A 24,691-nucleotide genomic window follows, 5' to 3' on the forward strand; every position below is an offset into this window, starting at 1 on the left:
GAGGCGCGAGCGATGGACCTTCCCACTGAAGTGCCGGCTGCGAGCCCCACGCGCAGCCGGGCCCGGGAGCTGTTCGAGCTGTCAGCTCCGGCCACACCGCACCTCCACCTGCTGCGCACCGCGGTGGGCCAGCACCTGCTGGTGGTTAATGGCAACCGCCTCTTCGACGTGGACGTGCCGACGTATGAGGCGCTGGACCGGGCACAGCGGGCCCGGGATGGCGCCGCCGTCACGCGTCTGCTGGCGGAGCTGGATGTGGAGGCTCCGCCGCTGGTGGACGACTCGCCCCTGACGTCGCCGCCGGTGCGGGCGCTCTCCCTGGCGGTGGCGCAGAAGTGCAACCTCGGCTGCACGTACTGCTACGCGCAGCAGGGAGACTTTGGAGGCCCGGCCCGGAACATGCCGCTGCCCACCGCGCTGTCGGCGGTGGACCTGCTCTTCCGCGACGTGGCTCCCGGAGAGCGGGTGAACCTCTCGTTCCTCGGAGGCGAGCCGCTCTTCAACCGGCCCGTCATCCACGCCGCCACCGAGCGGGCTCTGTGGCTCGCTTCGCAGCGGGACATCCGCGTCACCTTCTCCATCACCACCAACGGCACGCGGGTGACACCGGAGGACGGCGACTTCTTCGAGAAGCACGGCTTCGCGGTGACGGTGAGCCTGGACGGTCCGAAGGAAGTGCAGGATCGGCTGCGGCCCTTCAAGGGCGGCCAGGGCAGCTTCGAGCAGGTGATGGCCAACGTATCCCCCCTGCTGGCCCGGCAGAAGCGCATGCAGGTGTCCGCCCGGGTGACGGTGACTCCACGCAACCTGGAGCTGAAGGACACCCTCGACACCTTCGTGCGGATGGGATTCCACTCCGTGGGCTTCTCGCCGATGTTGAGCTCGCCCACCGGCCAGGACGAGATGGCCCTGCCCGAGCTCGAGGTGATGCTCGAGCAGATGGTCGCCTGCGGGGAGGAGTTCGAGCGCCGGGTGATCACCGGAGAGCGCTACCCGTTCTCCAACGTGGTCAATGCCATGCGGGAGATCCACAAGGGCACGCACCGGCCCTACCCGTGCGGCGCGGGCGCGGGGTACCTGGGTGTGTCGGCAGAGGGCAATCTCGCGGCCTGTCACCGCTTCGTGGGTGATGAGGAAGGCGCGATGGGAGACCTGCGCACGGGTGTGGATCGCGAGCGCCAGGCCCGGTGGCTCGCCGAGCGCCACGTGCACCGACAGGAGCCGTGCAGGAACTGCTGGGCGCGGTACATGTGCAGCGGCGGCTGTCACCACGAGGTCATCCAACGAGGGCGCCCGGCGTGTGACTACATCCGCGGCTGGCTGCACTACTGCCTGGGTGCGTACAGCCGGCTCGTGGCGCGACGGCCCGACTACTTCGGCCTGGTGCCCGAGGCCGCGCACCAACCATGAGCACGGAGCTCCTTGAGACCGAGGTCTGCGTCATCGGCGGAGGGCCCGCGGGCTCGGCGTTCGCTCGCGAGCTGGCGCGGCGCGGGCACCGCGTCCTCCTGGTGGAGCGGCACGCCTTCCCACGGCTCCACGTGGGCGAGTCGCTGACGCCCGGGGTGTGGCCCCTGCTGGAGGCACTCGAACTCCGTGAGGCGGTAATCGCCTCGGGCTTTCTTCCCGCTACCGAGGCACGTGTCCGCTGGACGGACGACGAGACCCGTGTCGCTCGGGCAAGGGCCTCGGAGCCTGGCCTCGCGGTGGACAGGGGCCGCTTTGACGCGCTGCTGCTCGGCGCCGCGAAGGCGGTGGGAGTCACGGTGCTCCAGCCCGCCACCGCGAGCGAGCCCCGGCGTCTGGCACGAGGCTGGGAGGTCTCCGTGTCGAGCGGAGATAGGGCGATCCTCGTCCGGGCCCGCTTCCTCGCCGACGCAAGCGGGCGCGCCTTCGTGCTGGGCGGCCAGAAGGAGCCCACCTCGGCACGGACCCTGGCGCTGTACGGCTACTGGCACTGCGCTCCCGTGAATCACGCGGAGACGCGGGTGGAGGCGGCGCGCGCGGCGTGGTTCTGGGGCTCGCACCTTCCGGGCGGGCTCTTCAACGCCATGGCCTTCGTCGATCCGGAGCTGTTGCGCCAGCGAGGCGTTCGCAAGCCGGGACTGGAGGACTTCTACCTCGAGCTGATGGCGGGCTCGGAGCTGCTGCATGGGCTGAAGGACGCGAGACGGATGGGCCCAGTCATCGCGTGTGACGCCACCAGCTACGCGGACCCGGAGCCCATTGACGACACCTGCATCAAGCTGGGCGAGGCCGGCTTCGGCATCGATCCCCTGTCCTCATCCGGGGTGCAGAAGGCACTGCAGACGGCGCTGTGCGGGAGCGTTGTGGTGCATACGCTCCTGTCCGGCCGGGGAAACACGGCGGCGGCCCTGGCCTTCTACCGGGAGAACCAGCGGCACTCGGTGGAGCAACACGCGGCGTGGGCGGGAGGCTACTACCACGAGCACTCACGCTACCGGGACGAGGCCTTCTGGAAGCGCCGCGCCCGGCCCGCGACAGAGCCGCCCACGCCCGCCCTCCGGGAGGAACTGAGCAGGCGGCCGAAGCACCGCGTGCGCCTGGCGGAGGGAGCAGCCCTGATCGACACACCCTGTATCGTGGGCGAGTACGTGGAGCTCCGACGCGCGTTGAACCACCCGAGCCTCGCCCGCCCCGTGGCCTACCTGGGGGGTGTTGAACTGGCGCCCCTGCTGGAGTGCCTGGGCGACGGACGAACGATCCAGGAGCTCCTCCGCGCATGGACCCGGTGGATTCCTCCAGACCGGGGGCTGGCCATCGCGGGATGGCTTCACCGGCAGGGGCTGCTCGTCGGTGGATGACTATCCATTGACAGGGTCCCGTCCCCTCCGGTACTTGGCCCCGACAACTGAATTCCAGCCATGGGTGCCCACTCTCACGGGCATAACAGGGAAGCCGGTGTGAATCCGGCGCGGTCCCGCCACTGTAAGTGGAGAGCAGCCTCCGAAGTCACCACTCGATGCCCTCGCGTCGGGGAAGGTGGAGGCGGCGCTGAACGTCGTCAGGCGTTCTGAATCCACGAGCCAGGAGACCTACCCAGGCCATTCAACCCCACCTCTCCGCGGATTGAGAGCGAGGTTACCATGCCGGGTATCTCCGGGCGTGGGTGTGGTGCCGCACTGTGGCATCGCGTCCAGGCCCTCCTTCAGCCAGCGCTCCACGCCTCTCGGGCCCCCTCCCGTTTCTGGCTGCTCGCGGCCCTCCTGCTGCTGCCCCACCCCGCCCACGCCATGCACCTGGCGGAAGGACTCCTTCCGTTCGGATGGGCCTTGGGCTGGACCGTCTCCGTCCTTCCGCTGCTCGCGCTCGGTGTCACGCGATTGCGGCAGCGCGTGGCGCAGAACCCGCTCTACTCGCCCTTCGTGGCGATGCTCGCCGCCGCCGTCTTCGTCGTCTCGTGCATGCCGGTGCCGGTCCCCATCATCGGCACCTGCTCGCATCCATGCGGCACGGGGCTCGCCGCCGTGCTTATCGGCCCGGTGATGACGGTGCTGGTGACGTTCGTGGCGCTGCTGCTCCAGGCGCTCTTCCTCGCCCACGGCGGGCTCACCACCTTGGGCGCCGACATCTGGTCCATGGGTGTGGTGGGCGGCTTCGTCGGCTACGGCGTCTTCCACGGACTGCGCGCGGTGCGAGCCCCCCTCGCGGTGGCCGCCTTCGCCGCCGGCATGCTGTCCGACTGGGCCACCTACGCCATGACGTCCTTCGAGCTGGCCTCCGCGCTGCACGGCGCCCAGCCCCTGGGCAGCGCGTTGGGAACACTGCTGCTCTCGTTCCTCCCCACGCAACTTCCGCTGGGTATTCTCGAGGGCGCCCTCACCGCGGGAGCCGTCGTCTTCATCGCCCGCCGTCGGCCCGCCCTCCTGCACTTCCACGCCCTCCCCCCTCCCGCTCCCGCCACGTCATGACGCCACTCCTCGCTACCGCCACGGGCTGGCCGGGCGTCGACGAGCACGTGGTGCTCCCGTTCGCCGAGGCCGCTGGTCGCACCCCGCAGCCACCACTGATCCCAATAGAGGGGGATGTCCTCCTCTTCGCCTTCCTCTGTGCTGGGCTCGTAGGGGGATTCTTCCTCGGCTACCTCTACCGCGCCCTGTTCGTCGAGACGAGGGAACAGACGTGAGCCGCACCTCCCAGCTGCGAGAGCGAGCCGCGAGGCTCGATGCACGCCTCAAGCTGGGGGGCGCTCTGTTGGCCCTGGTGGTGACACTCGCCGGGCCCGCGCCGCATACCGCCCTGGGCGTAACGGGGTTGGCGCTGCTCGCATCCCTCGCGGTGGGCGAGCGCGTCAGGGCCTTGATTCGCCGCCTCGGGCTCGCTGTCTTCAGTGGTCTGGCCGTCTGGGCCATGCACCTCCTGCTGCAACGGGAGACGGCTGGAGCCTGGGTACCCGGGCTGATCCTGGGAACGCGGGTCGCCGCGGGCGCCACCGTCTTCGGCCTCCTCATCGCGCTCACCCCACCCTGGGAGTTGGTGGGGGCGCTGCGCTCGTGGCGAGTGCCGGCACCGCTCGCCGATGTGCTCGCGCTCGCGGTGCGCTACGCCACCGTCCTCGAACGGTCAGCCCAGAGTGCGCGCGAGGCCCAGATCCTCCGCCTCGGCTACCGGGATGTTCGCCGCGGCCTGCACTCGCTCGGAGCGCTCGGCGGCCTCACCCTGGTGCGCGCCTTCGATCAGGCCCATGCCACCGCCGAGGCGATGGCTGCTCGCGGCTGCCGAGGCACCCTTGTTCCACCTCCTCCGAGGGACAACCCATGAAGGCGGCGCTCGTGCTCGAGGCGCTCGCGGTGGGAAACCCCGGCGGCTCCGCCATCCTCTCCGACCTCTCGTTGGAGGTGCGGCCGGGAGAGGTGGTCGCGTTGCTCGGCGCCAACGGGTGCGGCAAGACAACGCTCCTGCGCAGCATCGCGGGCCTGGTGCCAACGCAGGCCGGCAAGGTGTGGCTGCGCGGCCGGGAGGCTCCTCGCGGGGCGGTGGCTCGGACCGAGGCGGGACTGGCGCTCGCCTTCCAGAATCCGGATGACCAGCTGTTCGGCGCAACGGTCAGGGAAGACGTGGCCATGGGTCCGCTGCATCAGGGCCTGGCCCCGGCTGTGGTGCAGGCACGGGTGGACGAAGCGCTCCAGGCCACGGGCTTGACGCACCTCGCGGGCCGCTCCATCGAGGCGCTCAGCTTCGGGGAGAAGAAGCGGGCCTGCCTCGCGGGCGTGTTGGCGATGCATCCAGCGGTGCTGCTGCTCGACGAGCCCACCGCTGGGTTGGATCCAATGGGCGAGCGCGAGACGTCGGGCCTGCTGCGGCGCCTCGCCCGCGAGCGTGAAGTGGCCCTGCTTGTCTCCACCCATGCCACCGACGAGGTGCCCTTCTTCGCCGACCGGGTGGCCATCCTCGGCGAGGGGCGGCTGCTCGCCTTCGGAGCCCCCGCCGATGTCTTCCGAGACGCGGTGCTGTTGGCGCGGGCTCGGCTGCGCGCACCGGCCGTCGCCGAGCTGTGGGCCCACCTGGCTCCCCTGCTTCCCGGGCTGGGCACGTCCCCGCCCCTCACCGTGGCAGAGGCCGCCAGCCGCCTCCTTCCCCTCCTCGCCCCCTCACACCAGGAAGTGCATCCGTGAGCACCCCTCAGATCAGGCGCGGCATCCTCTTCGTCGGACACGGCAGCCGAGATCCGCAGGCCATCGCCGAAGTGCACCGCTTTGTGGATGCCTACCGCGAGGCCCACCCGGAGCTGCCCGTGAGACTGGGCTTCGTGGAGCTCACTGAGCCGGCGCTCCCCGAGGCGCTCGATGCCCTCGCCTCCGAGGTGGAGGACGTGCTCGTCGTGCCGCTCTTCCTCTTCACCGCCAAGCACGTGAAGAACGACATCCCGCTGGCGCTCGCCACGGCGCGCAAGAATCACCCGCGCGTGCGCTTCCTGGCGGTGAAGGCCTTCGGCGTCCATCCGGACCTTGCGCAACTGGCCTTCGAGCGCACCCAGGTCCGCACCGGACAGCTCTCGCCCCAGGAGGCGGCGCGCACGGTGGTGGTGATGTTGGGGCGCGGCTCGTCGGATCCGGACGCGAACGGCGATTTCTACAAGGTGACCCGCCTCTACGCGGAGCGGAAGGGCTTCGCCCTGGTACAGCCCGCCTTCGCCGGTATCGCGAAGCCCTCGCTCGAGGAGGCGCTGGAGTGGGTGGCCCGGGCACGGCCGGAGCGCATCCTGGTGATGCCCTACCTCCTCTTCACGGGAGTCCTGCTCCAGAAGATGCACGTCCAGGTGGCCCTCTTCGCCGAGCGCTATCCCTGGCTCCGTGCCGAGGTGGCACCACACCTGGCCGACGGCAGCATGGCGCCGCTCGTGGAACATGTGGACCGGCGCATTGAAGAGGCACTCGCGGGCGGAGTGCCCCTGCCGTGCGACGGCTGCCAGTACCGAGTGCCGCTCGCGGGCCTGCAAGAGAACGTGGGAGGCCTCAAGGCGCTGCTCTGGAGCATCCGCCACCGCGAGACGCACACCCAGGCAGCGCCCCACCCGCATGCCCACCGCGCATTGGAGAAGCACGTGCTGGTCTGCGGCAACGCGGACTGCGCCGATCGCGGCAGCGTGGCGCTGATCGAGGCGCTGCGCCGCAAGCTCAAGGAGGTCGGTAAGGGGCGCACGGTGCGCATCACCCGGACCGCCTGCATGGGCCGCTGCGGCGAGGGGCCCACCGTGGCCGTCTATCCGGATGGCATCTGGTACCGCGGAGTCACGGAGGCGGACGCCCGGGAGCTCGTGGACGAGCACCTGGTGGGCGATCGTCTCGTGTCCCGCCTGGTCGACAACATCATGCAGTGAGGAGAGTACACATGGCCTGTCATGAGCTGGCGGCGCTGCGGTTGGCGCTGATGAACATCCTGGGAGTGGACGATCCGGCCGAGCGGCAGCACGAGCTGGCCGAGCTGGGGAGCGCGGCGGAGACGCCGGGGCCCATTCGCTCGCTGATGCAGGCGCGCGACCTGGCGAGCTTGCAGCGCTTCTTCGAGGCCTCGTTGGTGGAGCTGCAAGAGCGCGTCTCCTCGACGAAGCCGGATGATCCGAAGATGTCCTATTACCGTTCGCTGCTCGTGCTGACCAAGTCGGTGGAGCTGGAGCTGCGGCGGCAGACCGAGTCGCTGCAGCGGATGTGGCGTGACCTCGAGGAGGTGCACGACTTCACCCACGAGATCTACCCGAGGGACTAGCGCCATGGCCGTCTCCCGCACCGCGCGAATCCTGTCTTCCGTGCCCGTGGGCGAGCGCGGGCGACTCCTCGAACTGCAACTGCAGGGCGAGGACGAGCTCGGCTTCACCGGAGGCCAGTACCTCATCTTCAACACCGGCGTGCCGCGGGCCGACGGCAAGGCGCACAAGCGCGCGTACTCGGTGGTGTCGAGCGACGCGGATCAGCGCACCTTCCGCATCTGTGTCTACCGGCTGGCCCAGGGGCCTGGCTCGGCGATGCTCCACGACGCTCCGGTAGGCACGGAGCTGCCGTTCAGCGGGCCCTGGGGCAGCTTCCTCCCGGACGACTCCACGCCTCGGAACACGCTCGTGGTAGCCACCGACAGCGGCATCACCGCCGCGCTGGGGCTGCTGCACGGCCGAGCCTTCGCGCCGCAGCGGACGCGGACGCGGGTGCTGTGGTTCTCCGAGTCGTCCACGGTGTTCCTGCCCTCCGAGAAGGTTCGTGAGGAGGTGGAGACGCTGGGCTGCCACTTCCAGCACCACGACTGCCCGCCGCCGGGCCATCCGGAGCGCACCGCACGAGCGCTCGCGCTGGTCCAGGAAGCCGCGCGAGCCCATGGGCCCGAGCGTGTGTACCTCGCCGGAGATGGAGCGGTGCTGCACCCGCTCAAGCAGGCGCTGGTGGAGTCCGGGCTGGAGGCAGGTTCCATCCGGCTGGAGTCCTTCTTCAACAACCCCGCTCGGAAGGCAGCAGCATGAGCGACGCGCCTCCTGCCCGTGACAAGCGAGGCACACGCACCGGCTTCACCACCGGAGCCTGTGCCGCCGCGGCTGCCAAGGCGGCCACGCGCGTGCTGGTGCGCGGCGAGTGTCTCACCCATGTGGAGACGACGCTGCCCAACCGGCAGCAGGTGACGTTCGCCCTGCACCGCTGCGAGTGGGACGGGGAGAAGGTGCGCTGCGGCATCATCAAGGACGCAGGAGACGACCCGGACTGCACCCACGGCGCCGAGCTGATCGCCGAGGTGCGGCTGACGGACGACGGGCGGGTGGTGCTCGAGCGAGGCGAGGGCGTGGGCCTCGTCACCAAGGATGGGCTGGGCCTGGAGGTGGGCAGCCCGGCCATCAACCCGGTGCCTCGCCGCAACATCACCGAGATGGTGGAGGAGGAGCTGCCCGAGGGGCGGGGCGCCATCGTCACCATCCACGTCCCCCGCGGCGAGGAGATGGCAAAGGAGACGCTCAACGCACGCCTGGGCATCATCGGCGGCATCTCCATCTTGGGGACGAGCGGCATCGTCCGGCCCTACTCCACCGCCGCCTACAAGGCGAGCGTGGTGCAGGCCATCGACGTGGCTCGGGCGCGCGGCAACACCGAGCTCGTCTTCACCACTGGCGGCAAGTCGGAGAAGTACGCCATGGGCTTGCTGCCCCACCTGTCCGAGGAGTGCTTCATCCAGGTGGGTGACTTCATCGGCGTGGCCATCCGTCATGCGGCTCGGCGCCAGGCGACCCGCGTCGACGTGGTGGGCATGATGGGCAAGCTGTCCAAGATGGCCGATGGGCGCATGCAGACACATGCGGCCGGCTCTGAAGTGAACATGGAGCTGCTGGCCAACCTGGCCGCTGAGGCCGGAGCCTCGGAGAAGCTGGTGGCTGACATCCGGACCGCCAACACCGCCCGCCACGTGCTCGAGCTGTGCGCGGCCAACGGCCTCACCCACATCACCGGGCTGGTGTGCCAGCGCGTCGTCGAGCAGCTCACCCGTCACGCGGGTGGCCCGCTCGAGATCCACGCCACCCTCGTTGACTTCAACGGCACCCTGCTCGGGCAGTACCCGGAGAGGAGACACGCAGCGTGAATGACATGCGGCAGATGACGACGCTCGGACGTCGCATCGAAGACGAGAGCTTTTCCATCATCGACAACGAGGCCGGTCCGCACTCCTACTCGCCCGGGGAGTGGCAGGTGGTGCGGCGCGTCATCCATGCCACCGCGGACTTCGAGTTCAAGGAGCTGGTCCGCTTCTCCCCCAATGCCATCACCGACGGCATCCGCGCCCTGCGTGACGGCAGCCCGGTGTTGGCCGACGTGAAGATGATCCTCGCGGGCCTCAACGAGGATCGGCTCGCCGCTTACGGCTGCCGGACGTACTGCTTCATCTCCGACGAGGACGTCATCGCCACAGCCCGCGAGGCGGGCTCCACTCGCGCCATCGAGTCCATGCGCAAGGCGCACAAGCTGGGGCTGCTGAACGGAGCCATCGTGGCGGTGGGCAACGCGCCCACGGCACTCCTGGAGGTGGCGCGGCTGGTGCGTGAGGAGGGAGCCCGCCCGGCGCTGGTGATCGGCGTGCCAGTGGGCTTCGTATCGGCGGCGGAGTCGAAGGAGGCTGTGCTCGAGCTGCCGGTGCCGTACATCGCGGTGCGGGGCCGCAAGGGAGGCAGCACCATCGCCGTGTCCATCATCCACGCGCTGCTGATGCTCAGCGCCGACGGGGAGAAGGCATGAAGCCGGTGGTGGTGGTGGGCATCGGAGACGACGGCTGCCTCGGCCTGTCGGCACGCGCGGCCAACGCGGTGGCGCAAGCCCAGGTGCTGGTCGGCGGCAAGCGTCACCTGGAGTTCTTCCCCCAGTTCTCCGGAGAGCGCCTCTCGTTCAGCGCGGGCATCGGCCCGACGTTGGAGCGGGTGGCCGAGCTCGCCCATGAGAACCAGGTGTGCGTGCTCGCCTCGGGGGATCCGCTCTTCTTCGGCATCGGCGCGCAGGTGGCTCGCAAGGTGGGCGCCGAGCACGTGGAGTTCATTCCCCACCCCTCATCGGTGCAGCTCGCCTTCGGCCGCATCGGCGTGTCGTGGGACGATGCTGAGATCATCTCCGTGCACGGCCGTCCGCGCGAAGGGCTGTGCACGCGGCTGCGTCTGCTGTCCAAGGTGGCCCTCCTCACCGACGGAGAGAACACGCCTCCCGTGCTGGCGCGCCACCTTCTGGAGTACGGCGAGCGCGGCTTCACGGCCTGGGTCTGCGAGAGCCTCGGCAATCCGGAGGAACGCGTCCGGCCTTTCTCGCTGGAGGCGCTCGCGGAGTGCACGGACATCGGGCCCCTCAACGTGCTCGTGCTCGTGCGAACGGATCCGAGCTGGCGCCCTCCCCCTCGTCTGTCCTTCCTCCACGAGGACTCCTTCGCCAAGCGCATGCCCAAGAAGGGCCTCATCACCAAGCGCGAGGTGCGTCTGCTGTCCCTGGCGCAACTGGAAATCCGGCACGACAGCGTGGTGTGGGACATCGGCGCGGGCTCGGGCTCGGTGGGCATCGAGGCGGCGCTGCTCGCCCCGAGGGGCCGCGTCTACGCCATCGAGGTGGACCCGGAGGGCGTGGCCCTGTGCAAGGAGAACGCGCTCTCCCACGGCGTGGACAACCTGCGTGTCATCGCAGGGCGCGCTCCGGAGGCGCTCGAGGGGCTGGAAGCCCCGGACGCCATCTTCGTCGGCGGCAGCAAGGGCAGCATGCGCGACATCATCGACGTGGCCTTCTCGCGCCTGCGCGAGGGAGGCCGGCTGGTGGTCAACGCCATCACCCTGGACAACGTGGCCGAGGCCTACTCGGCCCTCAAGGCTCACGGTGTGACGCCGGAAGTGACGCTGCTCAACGTGTCACGCGGTGAGCCGCTCGCGCACTACCTCCGGTACGAGGCGCAGAACCCCATCCACATCTTCGCGGCCACCCGGCCGGCGGCGGCAAAGGGAGACGAGTCATGAGTGGCCTGTTGATTGGCGTGGGTGTGGGACCGGGAGCGCCCGATCTGATGACGCTCCGGGCGGTGAACACGCTCCGGAAGGCGGACGTCATCGCCATTCCCCGACGCTCGGTCTACGACGAGTCGCTCGCCTGGCGCATCGCCAAGGAGAACGTGGGCGAGGTGCCCGGGCAGGAGCGCCTCTTCCTCACCTTCCCGATGACGAAGGATCCGGAGCGGCTGCGGCCCGCCTGGGAGGAAGCGTACGCGCAGCTGGCCCCGCGGCTGGCGGCGGGCAAGACGGTGGCCTTCATCACCGAAGGAGATCCGCTCGTCTACAGCACCTTCATCTACCTCCTGGCGGAGGTTCCCAACCGCTTCCCTGGGACGCGCACCGAGGTGGTGCCCGCGGTCTCCTCGATTACCGCCGTGCCCGCGGCGGTGCAGGTACCGGTGGCGGATGGCCAGGAGCGCATCGCCGTCCTGCCGGCCACCTACGGCGTGGAGGACCTCACCCGCGTGCTACGCGACTTCGACACCGTGCTGCTGATGAAGGTCAGCTCGGTCATGGCGCAGGTGGTGGAGGCGCTCGAGCGCGAGGGGCTGCTCGATCGCGCCGTCTACGTGTCTCGCGCCTCCACCGGCCAGGAGAAGGTGGTTCGCGACCTGCGCAGCATCCGCAACGACAAGTGCGACTACTTCTCCATGGTGATGGTGGCGAAGAAGGATCGCAGTGGCGTGCTCGCCGGCCGCTTCGCCCAGACCCAGACGGAGGAGGTGACACGGTGAGTCTCCCCCCGGCCCGCAAGCCCTACGCCGTCTACGCCATCACCCTGCACGGGTTGGGCATCGCCGAGCGGCTCCTCGCGGGGCTGCCCGGCGCGGAGCTCTACGTCTCCGAGAAGCTCATGGCCAAGGCTCCCGCCGGCGCCCTGTCCATGAAGCTGCCCATGGGTCCCACCCTGTCGCGCACCTTCACCGCCTACGACTGCCACGTCTTCATCATCAGTGTGGGCGCGGTGGTGCGGATGATCGCGCCGCTGCTCGAGGACAAGAAGGTGGACCCGGCCGTGGTGTGCGTCGACGACGCCGCCCGCTTCTCCATCTGCGTGCTGTCGGGACACGTGGGCCGGGGCAATGCCTTCACCGAGCGGGTGGCCGGCGTGCTCGGCTCCACTCCCGTGGTCACCACCGCCTCGGATGTACGGGGCACCCTCACGGTGGACATCCTCGGGCGGGAGCTCGGTTGGCGGTTGGATGACCTGGAGCGCAACGTCACGCGCGGCTGTGCCGCCGTGGTGAACGAGACCCCGGTGCTCTTCGTCCAGGAAGCGGGCGAGCCCACCTGGTGGCCGGAGGACAAGCCGCTGCCTCCGGGCGTGCGGTATGCGCGGAGCCTCGAGGGGGTGGACCCGAAGGCGTGGGAGATCCTCCTCATCGCCACCGATCGGGACATCCGCGAGACCCACCGCGCCCACTGGGAGAACTCGGTCATCTACCGGCCCCGCAGCCTCGTGCTGGGGATCGGCTGCGACCGTGGCACTCCGGAGGAGCTGGTTGAGCGGGGCGTGACCCAACTGCTCGCCCAGGCGCTCCTGTCCCCCGCCTCGGTGAAGACCGTGGCCACCGTGGACTTGAAGGCGGACGAGCCGGCGCTGCTGGCGCTGTGCAAGAAATACGACTGGGAACTCCAGACGTACACGGCCGCCGAGCTGGATGCTGTCCCCGTCCCGACTCCATCGGAGACGGTGAAGAAGCACGTGGGCACGCGAGGCGTCGCCGAGCCGTCGGCACTGCTCGCCTCCGGAGCCACCGAGCTGCTCGTGCGCAAGCAGATCTACACCGAGCCCGGCGCCGGACGCTCCATGACGTTCGCCGTCGCGCGCATCCCCCACTCTCCCCGAAAGGAGTCCGTCCATGTCTAGCGGAGGAGTCCTGTCCCTCGTCGGAATCGGTCCTGGCGATGGCGCTCACGCAACCCCCGCCGCCCTGGAGGCCATCCGCGAGGCCCAGGTCGTGGTGGGCTACCGCACCTACGTCAAGCTCGTGCGCCACCTGATCGAAGGCAAGGAGGTGGTGCAGACGGGCATGACGGAGGAGATTGGCCGGGCCCGCTCGGCGGTTGAGCGCGCGAAGGCTGGCGCCAACGTGGCGCTCATCTCCTCGGGAGATGCGGGCGTCTACGGCATGGCGGGGCTCGTCTTCGAGGTGCTGCGGGACATGGGTTGGAAGCGCGGGGATGACCCCACCCTCCGGCTGATCCCCGGCATTACCGCGGCCAACTCCTGCGCGTCACGCGTGGGGGCGCCGCTGGTCCACGACAGCTGCACCATCTCCCTGTCGGACCTGCTCACCCCCTGGCCCGTCATCGCCAAACGCATCGACGCGGCGGCATCGGCCGACTTCGTCATCTCGCTCTACAACCCCGCCAGTGGACGGCGCACCCGACAGATCGTCGAGGCCCACTCCATCATCCGTCGCTACCGCGAGGGCACCACCCCGGTGGCGCTGGTAAAGGGCGCCTACCGCGAGGCGGAGAAGGTGGTGATGACCGACCTCGATCACTTCCTGGACTACGAGATCGGCATGCTCACCACCGTCATCGTGGGCAACTCGAACACCTTCCTCTTCGAGGGCTACATGGTGACGCCCCGAGGCTACACGCGGAAGTACACCCTGGAGGGAGACGTGCTGCCGGGACAGATGCCGGGCCGCTCGCTCGTTCTCCAGAACCAGAAGGAGGAGCTCTAGTCATGGCACGCGTGGGACGTCTGGCTGGAGCGCTGCTCGCCTCCACCGAGGGAGCCTTCTTCCTGGTGGGAGATCTCAAGGAGCCGTGTGACTGGGCGAAGGCGGGCTTCGAGCCCCCTGCTCAAGTTCCCGGGGCGGAGCTGCCCTTCGTGCGCCTCTCGCCGGTGCGCCCGGTGGAGGTGACTCCGCCGCTGTTGGTGGTGGACCTCGAGGGCGAGGCCCTGGCGCAGTTGCTGTTCGAACGGCTGGTCATCCGCCGCAACGGCTCGGTGTCGGAGCGGCTGTGGCGGCTCGTCACCGAGCACGAGGCCCGTCCGGAGACGAACGCTCGTTGGCTGGCGCAGGTCCCCGGACACGTCTGGGAGTTGGTGCGCGACTCCGTCCTGCGCTGCTCCTGAGGAGAAGACAATGAAGGTCTACATCATCGGTGCGGGACCTGGAGATCCGAAGCTCATCACCGTGCGCGGCGCGGAGCTCGTCGAGCAGTGCCCCGTGGTGCTCTACACCGGCTCGCTGGTTCCGCAGGCCGTCATCGCCCGCGCCCGCCCGGGGGCCCGTGTGCTCGACTCGTCGTCGATGACGCTCGATCAGATCATCGACATCTTCAAGGAGGCGCAGGCGGCGGATCACGACGTGGCCCGCGTGCACACGGGAGATCCCTCCATCTTCGGCTCCACCGCCGAGCAGATCCGCAGGCTCCAGGAGCTCGGTATCGACTACGAGATCATCCCGGGCGTCTCCTCCTTCACCGCCGCAGCCGCGGTGCTGGGCAAGGAGCTGACGCTGCCGGAGCTGTCGCAGACGGTCATCGTCACCCGAGCCGAGGGACGTACCCTCATGCCGGAGGGAGAGAAGCTGGAGGACCTGGCGCGCCACCGTGCCACCCTGGCGCTCTTCCTCAGCGCGGGGCTCATCCGCGACGTGGTGGAGCGGCTGCTGCCCTCGTATGGGCCGGACTGCCCGGTGGCCGTAGTGCAGAAGGCCACCTGGCCGGATCAGAAGATCGTGCGCGGCACCCTGGCGGACATCGGTGACAAGGTACGCGCCGAGCGCATCAACGCGACCGCGATGATCCTGGTGGGCGAGGTGCTGGAGGCGAAGGACTTCGCCAACTCGCGCCTGTACGACCCGACCTTCACCCACCGCTTCCGCAGGGGGACGGACAATGCAAGCTGAGCGTCCGCGGCGCATTGCCATCACCGGCTCGGCCAGCGTGGGGAAGACGACGCTGGTGCACGCGCTGAGCCTCCGCCTCGGGCTGCCTGTCGTCCCCGAGGAGATGCGGGAGCTCATCACGCGCACCGGGAAGCGTCTGGAAGAGCTGCCCATGCCTGAGCGTGCAAACGCCCTCCGGGAGCTATGGTCCACGCGCCGGGCGCGCGAGGAGGAGCGGCGCGAGGGCTTCGTGGCGGACAACTGCACCGCGGACTTCGCTGCCTATGCACTCCAGCACGGGTGCGCGGAGCTCTTCCCGGACTTCTTCCAATCGCCGGCCCTCGTGGCGCACTACGACGCTGTCTTCGTCCTCCCCTGGGGCGCCCTCCCCTACGAGCGGGACGGAGTCCGCGGAGACAGTCCCATGGACGAGCTGCGCTACCAGCTCGTCCTCGAGTCGCTCCTGCGCCGCTCCGTCCCCGCCTCGCGGTTGCACTTCATTCCGGACTCCTGCACCACGCTGGAGGAGCGGGTGCGCTTCTGCGAGGAGACCCTTGGGCGCTCGCCAGGCAAGGACCGGGGTGGCTTCGTGTCCCTGGTCGGCGCGGGGCCGGGAGATCCGGGGCTGCTCACCGTGCGCGCGAGAACGCTGCTGCAACAGGCGGAAGTGGTGGCCTATGACGCCCTCATTCCTCCCGCGGTCCTCGCGGAGATCGGCCCCCAGGCGGAGCGCATCCTCGTGGGCCACCGCAACCAGGGCGCCACCCAGGCCGGCTATCGGCTGCACCCGGCGGTGCTCGAGCAGGCTCGCGCCGGGCGGCATGTGGTGCGGCTGAAGCAGGGAGATCCGTTCATCTTCGGCCGAGGCGGCGAGGAGGCGGAGGAGCTGCTCGAGGCAGGCATCTCCTACGAGGTGGTTCCAGGCGTCTCGTCCGCGCTCGGGGCCGCGGCCTATGCCGGCATCCCGCTCACGCACCGGGAGCACGCCTCCGACGTGTCCTTTGTCACCGGGCACGACATCGAGGGGCCTCGGAGCCACACCTGCTGGGAGAAGCTGGGCGCGGCCGGAGGCACGCTGGTGCTCTTCATGGCCACGCGGAAGCTGGAGGCCAACCTGGCCCGGCTGGTGGAGTGCGGGCGCAACCCCCAGACCCCCGCGGCCTACATCGCCTCGGCCACCACGCCCGAGCAGGTCGTGTTGGTGGGCACGCTGGAAACGCTCGCCGCGCAGGTGCGGGAGCGCAACGCGCTGGGACCGCCGGCCCTGGTGGTGGTGGGCGACGTGGTGCGGCTGCGCGAGCGCCTCGCCTGGTTCGAGCGGCGAGCACACGGGAGTGAGACATGAGCTCGAAGACACCCAAGGGATTGCTGGTTGTCTACACGGGAGATGGCAAGGGGAAGACCACCGCCGCGCTCGGAGTGGTGTTCCGTGCGCTGGGCCGGGGCATGAAGCCCGCGGTGGTGCAGTTCATCAAGGGCAAGTGGAAGACGGGCGAGCGCACCTTCGCGGAGACGCTGCCGGGCCTCGTCTTCCTCACCATGGGCCGGGGCTTCACCTGGGAGAGCGAGGACATCTCCCGGGACAAGCGGGCCGCCCAGGAGGCGTGGGCCGAGGCCCGGCGTCTGATCTCGAGCGGCGAGCACGAGGTGGTGGTGCTCGATGAGCTGACGTACGTCATCAACTACGGCTTCGTCCCCGTGGAGGAGGTGCTGGAGGCGCTGGCGGCACGTCCCTCCCACGTGCATGTCATCGTCACCGGCCGCTCCGCGCCTGAGCCCCTGCTGGCCGTCGCGGAGCTCGTCACCGAGATGAAGTGCGTGCGCCATCCTTACGAGAAGGGCATTCCCGCCCAGGTGGGGCTCGACTTCTGATGGACGGCACTCCTCACATTCCTCGGCTGGTGGTCGCGGGCACCGCCAGCGGCGTGGGCAAGACGACGGTCATGGTGGCCCTCACCCGGGCGCTCCAGGCGCGCGGCCTGAAGGTGGCCACCTTCAAGTGCGGTCCGGACTACCTCGACCCGAGCTACCACGCGCGCACCACCCAGGCGCCCTGCCACAACCTCGACGGCTGGCTGATGGGCCGCGATGCCGTCATCTCCACCTTCCGCCACGCCAGCCAGGGCTGCGACGTGGCCCTCATCGAAGGGGTGATGGGGCTCTATGACGGGGCCTCGCCGGACTCCGAGGAGGGCTCGGCGGCGCAGGTGGCGAAGTGGCTGGCGGCGCCCGTGCTCGCGGTCGTGGACGCCTCGGGCATGGCGCGCACCATCGCCGCCATCGGCACCGGGCTGGCGGCCTTTGATTCGGAGCTGAAGGTGGCGGGCCTCTTCGCCAACCGGGTGGGGAGCCGCGGCCACCTGGAGCTGCTCCAGCGCGCGGCGCTCGGCACGGGAGTTCCGGTAGTGGGCGGGCTCCCCGAGCAGGAGGAGCTCACCTTCCCCGCGCGTCACCTGGGGCTCCTCACCGCCTCCGAAGAGGCCATCCCCACGCAGCGCCTCGACGCCTGGGGCGCGCTCCTCTCTGAGTGGAACGACGCGGCCACCTTCCTGCGCCTCGCGGGGGAAGCTCCCGCGCTGCCGGAGGTACCCGAGGAGGAACGTCGCCAAGCGCCCATCACCTGCCGCATCGCGGTGGCCCAGGACGCTGCCTTCCATTTCTATTACGCGGACAACCTGCGGCGGCTCGAGCGGCTCGGTGCGGAGTGCGTGCCCTTCTCGCCCCTCTCGGACACGGCGCTTCCGCCGAATGTGCATGCCCTCTATCTGGGTGGCGGCTATCCGGAGCTGCATGCGCGACAGCTGGCCGACAACCACGCCCTGCGCCGCGCCATCTCCGACTTCTCCGCGCGAGGCGGTCCCATCTACGCCGAGTGCGGAGGAATGATGTACCTCAGCCAGGGCATCCGCACGCTCGATGGCCAGGATTTCTCCATGGTCGGGCTGATTCCCGGAGTGGCGGTGATGGCGCCCAAGCTGCAGGCGCTCGGCTACGTGGAGGTGGAGACGACGGTGCGCACCGTGCTGGGTGGCGCGGGGCTGCGCTTCCGCGGGCACCAGTTCCGCTACTCCACGCTGGAGGGAGTCCCCACTCAAGGCGGAACCCTGCGTATCCGCCGGCGTCGCGGCGGCGTCACGCACACCGAGGGCTTCGGCCCGTCCAACGTGCTGGCCTCCTACGTCCACGCCCACTGGGCCTCCAATCCCCTGGTTGCCGAGGGGCTCGTGAGCTCCGCGCGCGCCTTCAAGGAGCAGCAGACATGAAGGCCGCCGTCGCCACGCCGGAGGGGGAAGCGCCCTCGCTGGAGGGAGGCGGGCGACTGCTGGTGGTGCGCTTCGAGCGTCCGCACGCCGTCCTCTCCTGGGCCGTCATCAATGGAGGCCGTCGGCGCGCTCGGGCGGTGGTGTGGCGGCAGGTGCGCGACGACGAGCTCGTCCCAGGAGTAGATCCGGTGGCGCTGCTCGCGGCGAGCCTCGGAGAGTCGTCCGAGGAGACAGTGGGCCTCCTCACCTCGCGAGACGTGTCCACCTTCGACGACGTGCGCCTTGCTTCCGGTGCGCTCTCGGCGCGCTGCGTGGCCACCGTGGGACTAGGCAACGCGCTGGCGGCCGGAGATGAGCCCGGGCCACTGCGAAGCGTGGGTACCATCAACCTCCTGTGTCAGCTGTCCCGTCCCTTGTCGGAGGGAGCGCTGGTGGAGGCGGTGGCGCTGGCGACCGAGGCCCGGACAGCAGCCCTCATGGAGGCACGCGTCCCCAGCCGCCGGTCACTACGGGTGGCGACCGGAACGGGCACCGACTGCATCGTGGTGGCGGCACCGGAGGGGCCCGGAGGCGAGACGTACGTGGGCAAGCACACCCGACTCGGCAGCCTGTTGGGGGGTGCGGTGCGAGAGGCCACCGCGCGAGGCGTACGCCGGTGGCTGGACGAACGAGGTATCCGGTGAGCGGAAAAATCATCCTGGTGGGCGGAGGCGTGCGCTGCGGCAAGAGCCGCTTCGCCCTCGAGCTGGCGCAGGCGATGGGACCGCGGCGCACCTTCGTCGCCACCTCCGAGCCCTTCGACGACGAGATGCGCGAGCGCGCGCGGCGCCACCGTGAGGAGAGGACGGGCCGCTTCGAGACGGTGGAGGAGCCACGCCGGTTGTGCGAGGTGCTGGAGGCGGACACGGCGGACGTGGCGGTGGTGGACTGCGTGACGCTGTGGCTGTCCAACCTCCTGCTCCGGGGCGATGAGCCAGACGCCATCCTCGCCGAGGTGGATCGACTGGTGGGCGTGCTTCAGCGGCGGCGGAGCGCCACCATTCTGGTGACCAATGAGGTGGGCATGGGACTCGTCCCTGAGTCGCCCCTGGGACGCACCTTCCGCGACGTGAGCGGTGGAGCGCACCAGCGCCTGGCTGCGGCGGCGGACGAGGTGTACTTCGGCGCGCTCGGGCTGCTGCTGCGGCTGAAGCCAGGGAACCTGGTGGTGGGGGCTGCCGGATGATGCTGGACGGAGGAACGCACGCGGCGCTGGTGCTGGGGCTTGCGCTCGTGGTGGACCTCGTCTGGGGCGAGCCTCCCACGCCAGTGCACCCCGTGGTGTGGATGGGCCGCCTGCAGCGGCGTTTGCGCCGGCTGGCACCCCGTGCGCCTCTCCCCGCGTTCCTCCACGGATTGGGAATGGCGATAACCGGGCCCGTCGTCTTCGGACTCGGAAGCTGGGCGCTGATCCACCTCGTCTCCCCTTGGCCCTTCGTCCAGATCGCTCTGGAGGTGTACCTGCTCAAGAGCGCCTTCGCGGTCCGGGCTCTGGCCGAGGCGGGACTGGCCGTCTTCCACGCTCTGCACAAGGGAGATGATCCGGCGGCGCGCCTGGCCTTGCGCAGCCTCGTGTCGCGCGACACCTCGGGCCTGGAGCCTCCACTGCTGGCGGCGGCGGCGGTGGAGTCCGTGGCGGAGAACACCTCGGACTCGGTGGTAGCGCCCCTGCTCTTCTACGCGGTGGCGGGAGTGCCCGGTGCGCTCGCCTACCGAGCCGCGAACACGCTGGACGCGATGATTGGGTATCGCGGAGAGCTGGAGTGGCTGGGCAAGGCCGCCGCCCGACTGGACGACGTGCTCAACCTGATACCGGCGCGTCTGTCCGCGGCGCTCCTCGTGCTGGCATGCGCGCTGTGTGGTGCCTCCCCGGCTCGGGCGGTGCTCTCCTGGTGGCGCGACGGCTCCGCCACCGAGAGCCCCAACGCGGGTCGTCCCATGGCGGCGGTGGCCGGGGGCCTGGGCGTGGAGTTGGAGAAGGTGGGGCACTACAGACTGGGAACAGGAGGACGCCAACCGCGAGCGGAGGACATCCGCCGCGCGGTCTTCCTCATGGTCGCGGCCTCGCTGCTAGCCGCGGCATTGACGGCTGCCTATGTCGGCGGGGAGGGATTCCGTGTTGCCCTTGCCTCGCCCTGAGTTGCAGCACCTGGAGCCCGCCCCGCACGGAGGGGACGCGGCGCCAGGGTGTGTGGACTTCAGCACGGGAGTCTCTCCACTGCCGCCCCCGCTGGCGGTGCTCGAGGCCTTCCGTGCCGCGGACGTCCGGCGTTACCCCCACCCCACGGCCCTTCCCCTGCGAGAGCCTGTCGCGAGGCTGCATGGGATGCCGCTCGACGGAGTGGTGGTGGGCAATGGCTCGGTGGAGCTCATCTGGGCCCTGGCCCGCGCCTTCGCTGGCCCGGGGCGTCACGCGCTGGTGCTCACCCCCGCCTTCGGGGAGTACGCGCAGGCGGTGCGCGCCAGTGGAGCCACGGTGGACACGCTGGCCGCGAAGGGGCCGCCCTTCGAGTGGGACCTCGAGGTGTTGCTCGCCACGCTCCGCCGCCAGAAGCCGTCCCTCCTCTTCATCTGCCGGCCGAGCAACCCCAGCCTCGCCGTGTTCCCGCTGGAGGCGGTACGAGCCGCAGCGAAGGCCGCGCCCGAGACGCTGGTGGTGGTGGACGAAGCCTACCAGCCGCTCTTCGAGGGCGTGGAGCCCATGCGCCCGGAAGGCAACATCGTCGTGCTGCGTTCCCTCACCAAGGTGTTCGCCCTGCCGGGACTGCGGCTCGGCTACCTGCTGGGAGAGCCTCGACTGGTGCACGCGGTGCAAGCCTCCCTCCCACCGTGGAACGTGTCGGCCCCAGCGCTGGCGGCGGGCCGGGTGGCGCTCGAGTGCCTCGGGCAGGTGGACACGGTGCGCACGGAGATCAGCCGGCTGCGGAGAGCGCAGCAGGAGCTCCTGAGCGAGGCCGGAGCCCAGGTGGACGCCACCGGAGGAACCTTCCTGCTGTGCCGGGTACCCGAGGCCCGCTCCTTCGCCACCGCCGCTGTCCAGGCCGGCATTCGGGTGCGCGACTGCACCAGCCTTGGCCTCCCCCACCACATCCGCCTCGGGGTGAGACTCGAGTCGGACCACGCCCTTCTGCGCGCCGCCTGGAGGCGCATCCGGGAGACATTCGAATGAAGGCCCGTACCCTGATGGTCCAAGGCACTGCTTCCAGCGTGGGCAAGAGCCTGCTGGCGACGGCCCTCTGCCGCATCTACGCGCGGCGGGGCTTCAAGGTGGCACCCTTCAAGTCACAGAACATGGCGCTCAACTCGGCGGTGACGCCGGATGGAGCGGAGATTGGCCGCGCCCAATATGCCCAGGCGGAGGCGGCGCGGGCGGTGCCGTGCGCGGAGATGAACCCCATCCTCCTCAAGCCGGAGACGACGTCCGGCTCACAGGTGGTGGTGATGGGCAAGGTGCTGGGGAGCATGCACTTCCGTGACTACCACCGGCGCAAGCCCGAGCTGCGCGAGGTGGTGGGCCAGGCCTTGGACACCCTCCGCGAGCGCCATGATCTGGTCATCATCGAGGGAGCGGGGAGCCCGGCGGAGGTGAACCTCAAGGACCGCGACCTCGTGAACATGTGGGTAGCCGAGCGTGCTGACGCCCCGGTGGTGCTGGTCACAGACATCGAGCGAGGCGGAGCGCTGGCGGCGCTGGTGGGCACGCTGGAGCTGCTCGAGCCTTCCGAGCGAGCGCGAGTTCAAGCCCTGGTGGTGAACAAGTTCCGCGGAGACCCCTCCCTCTTCCAAGGAGGCGTGAGCTTTCTCGAGAAGAAGTGCGGCATCCGCGTGGCCGGAGTCATCCCCCACCTGGGAGACACGGGCATCGCCAGTGAGGACTCACTGGACCTGCGGCCCGGAGAGGCGACTGGCGGGGCGCTCGTGTGCATCCTGAAGCTGCCGCGCCTGTCCAACTTCGACGAGTTCGAGCCACTGATGCGCGAACCGGGGTTGGAGGTGCGCTGGTGCGAGCGGCCCGAGGAGCTGGAGGGCGCGCGGCTCGTCATCATTCCAGGCACCAAGTGCACAGCGAATGATCTGCATTGGCTGAGGCGAACCGGGCTGGCGGGAGCGCTGGTGCAACGGGTGCACGCTGGGCAGCCGGTGCTAGGCATCTGCGGTGGCTACCAGATGCTGGGCGAGCGCATCCTCGATCCACTGGGTGTCGAGTCCCCTGAGCCGGACGTGGCGGGGCTGGGCCTGCTGCCGGTGGTGACGCGCTTCGAGAAGGAGAAGGCCACCTCGCCGGTGTCGGTGCGACTCGGGGAAGGACTGCCGGGAATGCGCACTGCCGGAGGGATGGAGGTGCGGGGATACGAAATCCATTGTGGCCGAGTGACGGTGGCGCCGGAGGCGCGGCCCTTCGGCACATGGTTGCGGCGCGGAAATGAGGCGTGCCAGCAGACCGAAGGCTGCGTCGCGGCTGGCGGAACGGTGGCAGGCACTCTCGTGCACGGCCTCTTCGAGAACGAGTCGGTGCGGCGGGCGGTGCTGACGGAGCTCGGCGTGACGGCGGGCGCATCACGGGCCGATCCCTACGAGGTGCTCGCCGACCACTTCGAGAAGGCCCTGGACCTCGCCTATCTCGACCGGATGGTGGGGCTGTGAGCGGACGGACGAGCGCGATGAAGACGCAGACGCAGCCGGGACATTGGGACATTCCGACACCGGATCAGACGGCGGCGGACCGTGCACGGGAAAGGCAGTCCCGCCTCACCAAGCCTCCAGGGAGTCTGGGTGTATTGGAGGAAGTCGCGGTGAAGCTGGCCGCCCTGCAAGGCACGCCGCTGCCTCGGAGCCGGCCCGCGGCGGCCCTGCTCTTCGCTGCGGACCATGCCGTCACCCGGCACGGCGTCTCGCCCTACCCTTCAGCCGTCACCGCGGCCATGGTGGAGAACTTCCTGCGGGGAGGCGCAGCCTCCAGTGTCCTGTGTCGGCAACTGGGAGTGCCGCTGCACGTGGTCGACGTGGGCGTGCTGCGACAGCCAGCTCGACCCCCCGACGAGGGCATCTCCTTCCGGCGCGACCCAGTGGCGGACGAGCCAGGGGGAGACCTGCGGGTCGAGGATGCGATGAGCGAGACCACCTTCCGGCGTGCGCTGGCGGCGGGAGCCGAGGAGGTAGACAAACTCCCGGACGACGTGCGCCTTGTCATGCTGGGAGAGATGGGCATCGGCAACACGACGGCAGCGGCGGCGGTGGCGGCCCTGCTCCTCGGGCGGAAGGCAGAGGAAGTGGTAGGCCGAGGCACGGGGGTGGACAACGCGGGCCTGGCACGCAAGGTGGAGGTGGTGGGCGATGCGGTGCGGCGGCTCGAGGGTGCTGGCCCCGAGCGTGCCGTCCAATCCGCCGGAGGAAGAGACATCGCGGCCCTGGTGGGAGCGGCAGCACGAGCCATCGAGCGGCGCAAGGTGGTGCTGGTGGACGGCTTTATCGTCTCGGTGGCCATGCTGGCGCTGGAGCGGATGGCGCCGGGCGCGAGGGAGTGGATGCTGTTCGCCCACCGCTCGGCAGAGGCGGGCCACCAGCACGTCCTGGAGGCACTCGGCGCGAGGCCGATGCTCGACCTGGGACTGAGACTGGGTGAAGGCAGTGGCGCATTGACAGCGCTGCCGCTGGTGGACGCCGCGTGCGCACTGCATGCGGGCATGGCCACCTTCGAGGAAGCCGGAGTCCCGGACCGGGGGCAAGGCTGATGCAGCTTCCTCCCGTGCTGCGGGGGGCCCGCGCGGCCTTTGCTTTCTACACCCGCATTCCCGTCGGAGGTTTTCCCTATAGCCCGGCCGATTGGCAGTGGGCCTCGGGGTGGTTTCCGCTGGTGGGTGCCTGTCTCGGAGGACTGCTGGCCCTGGTGTGGCTGGCCGTCGAGCGCGCGGGACCGTTTGCCGCCGCCGCACTGGTGGTGGGCGTGGGGATGCTGCTCACGGGTGCATTTCACGAAGACGGACTGGCCGACACCGCGGACGCGCTCGGTGGGGCGTACGAGCGTGCGCGCCTCTTCGAGATCCTCAAGGACAGTCGCATCGGCTCCTTCGGCGCGGCGGCGCTGGTGGTCGTGCTGGTGCTGCGCATCGCGCTTCTGGCGCGACTCCAGGCAATCGCGCCCCTGGCCCTCGTGCTCACCGGGTGCCTGGCACGAACCCCACCCATCTGGCTGATGGTCGCCCTCCCCTACGTGACGAGCAGTACGACCTCACGCAGCCAGACCGTGGCGCGCATCACCGGTGCCCAGGCGATGCTGGCCACGGCCTGCCCCGTCCTGCTGATGGGCGGACTCCTCTGGACGGGCTGGCTGGAGACGACCACGGCGTGGGCGCTCCTGGCGGCAGCGGGCCTCACCGCGCTCGTGTGTGGCTGGCGCTTCTGGGTGCGCGCGGGTGGCATCACGGGGGACTTCCTCGGGGCCACACAACAGATAGCGGAATGCGCCCTCCTGCTCGTCCTGGCGCTGACACGCGGCGAGGCGGCCTGACTCCTCAACATGCTGGCCCACGGCGAGC

27 protein-coding genes and 1 riboswitch are annotated in these 24,691 nt (G+C 69.9%); all 27 genes read left to right on the top strand.

Translation table 11 applies throughout. The features are described 5' to 3' along the window. Positions 1–12 precede the first annotated feature (12 nt). The 27 genes from F0U60_RS28105 (at position 13) to F0U60_RS28235 (ending at position 24,663) form a co-directional block, all read left to right on the top strand. Positions 13–1,410: a radical SAM protein gene (locus F0U60_RS28105; RefSeq protein ID WP_395804049.1), complete on the top strand. Its 1,398-nt coding sequence runs from the start codon at positions 13–15 to the stop codon at positions 1,408–1,410. Further along, positions 1,407–2,825, top strand: coding sequence for an NAD(P)/FAD-dependent oxidoreductase (locus F0U60_RS28110; RefSeq protein WP_395804050.1), 1,419 nt, complete (start codon positions 1,407–1,409; stop codon positions 2,823–2,825). The genes F0U60_RS28105 and F0U60_RS28110 overlap by 4 nt, the downstream gene beginning before the upstream one ends. A 45-nt stretch (positions 2,826–2,870) precedes the next feature. After that, positions 2,871–3,079: riboswitch (cobalamin riboswitch) on the top strand. A 28-nt stretch (positions 3,080–3,107) separates the two neighbouring features. Further along, positions 3,108–3,932: an energy-coupling factor ABC transporter permease gene (locus tag F0U60_RS28115; protein WP_395804052.1), complete on the top strand. Its 825-nt coding sequence runs from the start codon at positions 3,108–3,110 to the stop codon at positions 3,930–3,932. Continuing rightward, the gene (locus F0U60_RS28120; RefSeq protein ID WP_203405053.1) at positions 3,929–4,147 is read left to right on the top strand and encodes a hypothetical protein; all 219 of its coding nucleotides are present in this window, start codon (positions 3,929–3,931) and stop codon (positions 4,145–4,147) included. The genes F0U60_RS28115 and F0U60_RS28120 overlap by 4 nt, the downstream gene beginning before the upstream one ends. Continuing rightward, complete coding sequence (locus tag F0U60_RS28125) at positions 4,144–4,782, top strand: energy-coupling factor transporter transmembrane component T family protein (RefSeq protein ID WP_395804054.1); 639 nt, start codon at positions 4,144–4,146, stop codon at positions 4,780–4,782. Before F0U60_RS28120 ends, F0U60_RS28125 begins: the two co-directional genes overlap by 4 nt. Next, positions 4,779–5,636, top strand: a complete 858-nt coding sequence (locus F0U60_RS28130; RefSeq protein ID WP_395804056.1) for an energy-coupling factor ABC transporter ATP-binding protein — start codon at positions 4,779–4,781, stop codon at positions 5,634–5,636. Before F0U60_RS28125 ends, F0U60_RS28130 begins: the two co-directional genes overlap by 4 nt. Beyond that, a complete protein-coding gene (locus F0U60_RS28135) occupies positions 5,633–6,841 on the top strand; it encodes a CbiX/SirB N-terminal domain-containing protein (protein ID WP_395804058.1) in 1,209 nt (402 codons plus the stop codon). Before F0U60_RS28130 ends, F0U60_RS28135 begins: the two co-directional genes overlap by 4 nt. Positions 6,842–6,852: 11 nt before the next feature. After that, a complete protein-coding gene (locus F0U60_RS28140; RefSeq protein ID WP_395804060.1) occupies positions 6,853–7,227 on the top strand; it encodes a DUF3209 family protein in 375 nt (124 codons plus the stop codon). 4 nt (positions 7,228–7,231) lie between these two features. After that, positions 7,232–7,969: an FAD-dependent oxidoreductase gene (locus F0U60_RS28145; protein ID WP_395804062.1), complete on the top strand. Its 738-nt coding sequence runs from the start codon at positions 7,232–7,234 to the stop codon at positions 7,967–7,969. Further along, entirely contained in the window at positions 7,966–9,072 is a 1,107-nt protein-coding gene (locus F0U60_RS28150) for a cobalt-precorrin-5B (C(1))-methyltransferase (protein ID WP_395804064.1), read from the top strand. The genes F0U60_RS28145 and F0U60_RS28150 overlap by 4 nt, the downstream gene beginning before the upstream one ends. Before the next feature lie 5 nt (positions 9,073–9,077). After that, a complete protein-coding gene (locus F0U60_RS28155) occupies positions 9,078–9,722 on the top strand; it encodes a precorrin-8X methylmutase (RefSeq protein WP_395825476.1) in 645 nt (214 codons plus the stop codon). Next, the gene (gene cbiE, locus F0U60_RS28160) at positions 9,719–10,969 is read left to right on the top strand and encodes a precorrin-6y C5,15-methyltransferase (decarboxylating) subunit CbiE (protein ID WP_395804066.1); all 1,251 of its coding nucleotides are present in this window, start codon (positions 9,719–9,721) and stop codon (positions 10,967–10,969) included. Before F0U60_RS28155 ends, cbiE begins: the two co-directional genes overlap by 4 nt. Further along, complete coding sequence (cobI, locus tag F0U60_RS28165) at positions 10,966–11,736, top strand: precorrin-2 C(20)-methyltransferase (protein ID WP_395804068.1); 771 nt, start codon at positions 10,966–10,968, stop codon at positions 11,734–11,736. Before cbiE ends, cobI begins: the two co-directional genes overlap by 4 nt. Then, the gene (locus F0U60_RS28170) at positions 11,733–12,872 is read left to right on the top strand and encodes a cobalt-precorrin 5A hydrolase (protein ID WP_395804070.1); all 1,140 of its coding nucleotides are present in this window, start codon (positions 11,733–11,735) and stop codon (positions 12,870–12,872) included. Before cobI ends, F0U60_RS28170 begins: the two co-directional genes overlap by 4 nt. Further along, positions 12,865–13,698: a precorrin-3B C(17)-methyltransferase gene (cobJ, locus tag F0U60_RS28175; protein WP_395804072.1), complete on the top strand. Its 834-nt coding sequence runs from the start codon at positions 12,865–12,867 to the stop codon at positions 13,696–13,698. The genes F0U60_RS28170 and cobJ overlap by 8 nt, the downstream gene beginning before the upstream one ends. Positions 13,699–13,700: 2 nt before the next feature. Further along, positions 13,701–14,096 (top strand): precorrin-3B C(17)-methyltransferase, encoded by a 396-nt coding sequence (locus tag F0U60_RS28180; protein WP_395804074.1) that lies wholly within the window; start codon positions 13,701–13,703, stop codon positions 14,094–14,096. 10 nt (positions 14,097–14,106) lie between these two features. Further along, positions 14,107–14,874: a precorrin-4 C(11)-methyltransferase gene (gene cobM / locus F0U60_RS28185; protein WP_395804076.1), complete on the top strand. Its 768-nt coding sequence runs from the start codon at positions 14,107–14,109 to the stop codon at positions 14,872–14,874. Beyond that, positions 14,864–16,198: a uroporphyrinogen-III C-methyltransferase gene (cobA, locus tag F0U60_RS28190; RefSeq protein ID WP_395804078.1), complete on the top strand. Its 1,335-nt coding sequence runs from the start codon at positions 14,864–14,866 to the stop codon at positions 16,196–16,198. The genes cobM and cobA overlap by 11 nt, the downstream gene beginning before the upstream one ends. Next, entirely contained in the window at positions 16,195–16,725 is a 531-nt protein-coding gene (gene cobO, locus F0U60_RS28195) for a cob(I)yrinic acid a,c-diamide adenosyltransferase (protein WP_395804080.1), read from the top strand. The genes cobA and cobO overlap by 4 nt, the downstream gene beginning before the upstream one ends. Beyond that, on the top strand, positions 16,725–18,116 hold the full coding sequence (locus F0U60_RS28200; RefSeq protein WP_395804082.1) for a cobyrinate a,c-diamide synthase: 1,392 nt from the start codon (positions 16,725–16,727) through the stop codon (positions 18,114–18,116). The genes cobO and F0U60_RS28200 overlap by 1 nt, the downstream gene beginning before the upstream one ends. After that, positions 18,113–18,799 carry an adenosylcobinamide amidohydrolase gene (locus tag F0U60_RS28205; RefSeq protein ID WP_395804084.1) on the top strand — a complete coding sequence of 229 codons (687 nt, stop codon included), beginning with the start codon at positions 18,113–18,115 and terminating at the stop codon, positions 18,797–18,799. The genes F0U60_RS28200 and F0U60_RS28205 overlap by 4 nt, the downstream gene beginning before the upstream one ends. Continuing rightward, entirely contained in the window at positions 18,796–19,341 is a 546-nt protein-coding gene (cobU, locus tag F0U60_RS28210; protein WP_395804086.1) for a bifunctional adenosylcobinamide kinase/adenosylcobinamide-phosphate guanylyltransferase, read from the top strand. The genes F0U60_RS28205 and cobU overlap by 4 nt, the downstream gene beginning before the upstream one ends. Next, a complete protein-coding gene (gene cbiB / locus F0U60_RS28215; protein WP_395804088.1) occupies positions 19,338–20,294 on the top strand; it encodes an adenosylcobinamide-phosphate synthase CbiB in 957 nt (318 codons plus the stop codon). The genes cobU and cbiB overlap by 4 nt, the downstream gene beginning before the upstream one ends. After that, positions 20,272–21,324 carry a pyridoxal phosphate-dependent aminotransferase gene (locus tag F0U60_RS28220; protein ID WP_395804090.1) on the top strand — a complete coding sequence of 351 codons (1,053 nt, stop codon included), beginning with the start codon at positions 20,272–20,274 and terminating at the stop codon, positions 21,322–21,324. The genes cbiB and F0U60_RS28220 overlap by 23 nt, the downstream gene beginning before the upstream one ends. Continuing rightward, positions 21,321–22,799: a cobyric acid synthase gene (locus tag F0U60_RS28225; protein WP_395804092.1), complete on the top strand. Its 1,479-nt coding sequence runs from the start codon at positions 21,321–21,323 to the stop codon at positions 22,797–22,799. Before F0U60_RS28220 ends, F0U60_RS28225 begins: the two co-directional genes overlap by 4 nt. A 17-nt stretch (positions 22,800–22,816) precedes the next feature. Continuing rightward, positions 22,817–23,887, top strand: coding sequence for a nicotinate-nucleotide--dimethylbenzimidazole phosphoribosyltransferase (gene cobT, locus F0U60_RS28230; protein ID WP_395804094.1), 1,071 nt, complete (start codon positions 22,817–22,819; stop codon positions 23,885–23,887). Next, complete coding sequence (locus F0U60_RS28235) at positions 23,887–24,663, top strand: adenosylcobinamide-GDP ribazoletransferase (protein ID WP_395804096.1); 777 nt, start codon at positions 23,887–23,889, stop codon at positions 24,661–24,663. The genes cobT and F0U60_RS28235 overlap by 1 nt, the downstream gene beginning before the upstream one ends. Positions 24,664–24,691 lie beyond the last annotated feature (28 nt).

The organism is Archangium minus (assembly GCF_044360475.1).
GTDB classification, from domain to species: domain Bacteria; phylum Myxococcota; class Myxococcia; order Myxococcales; family Myxococcaceae; genus Archangium; species Archangium minus.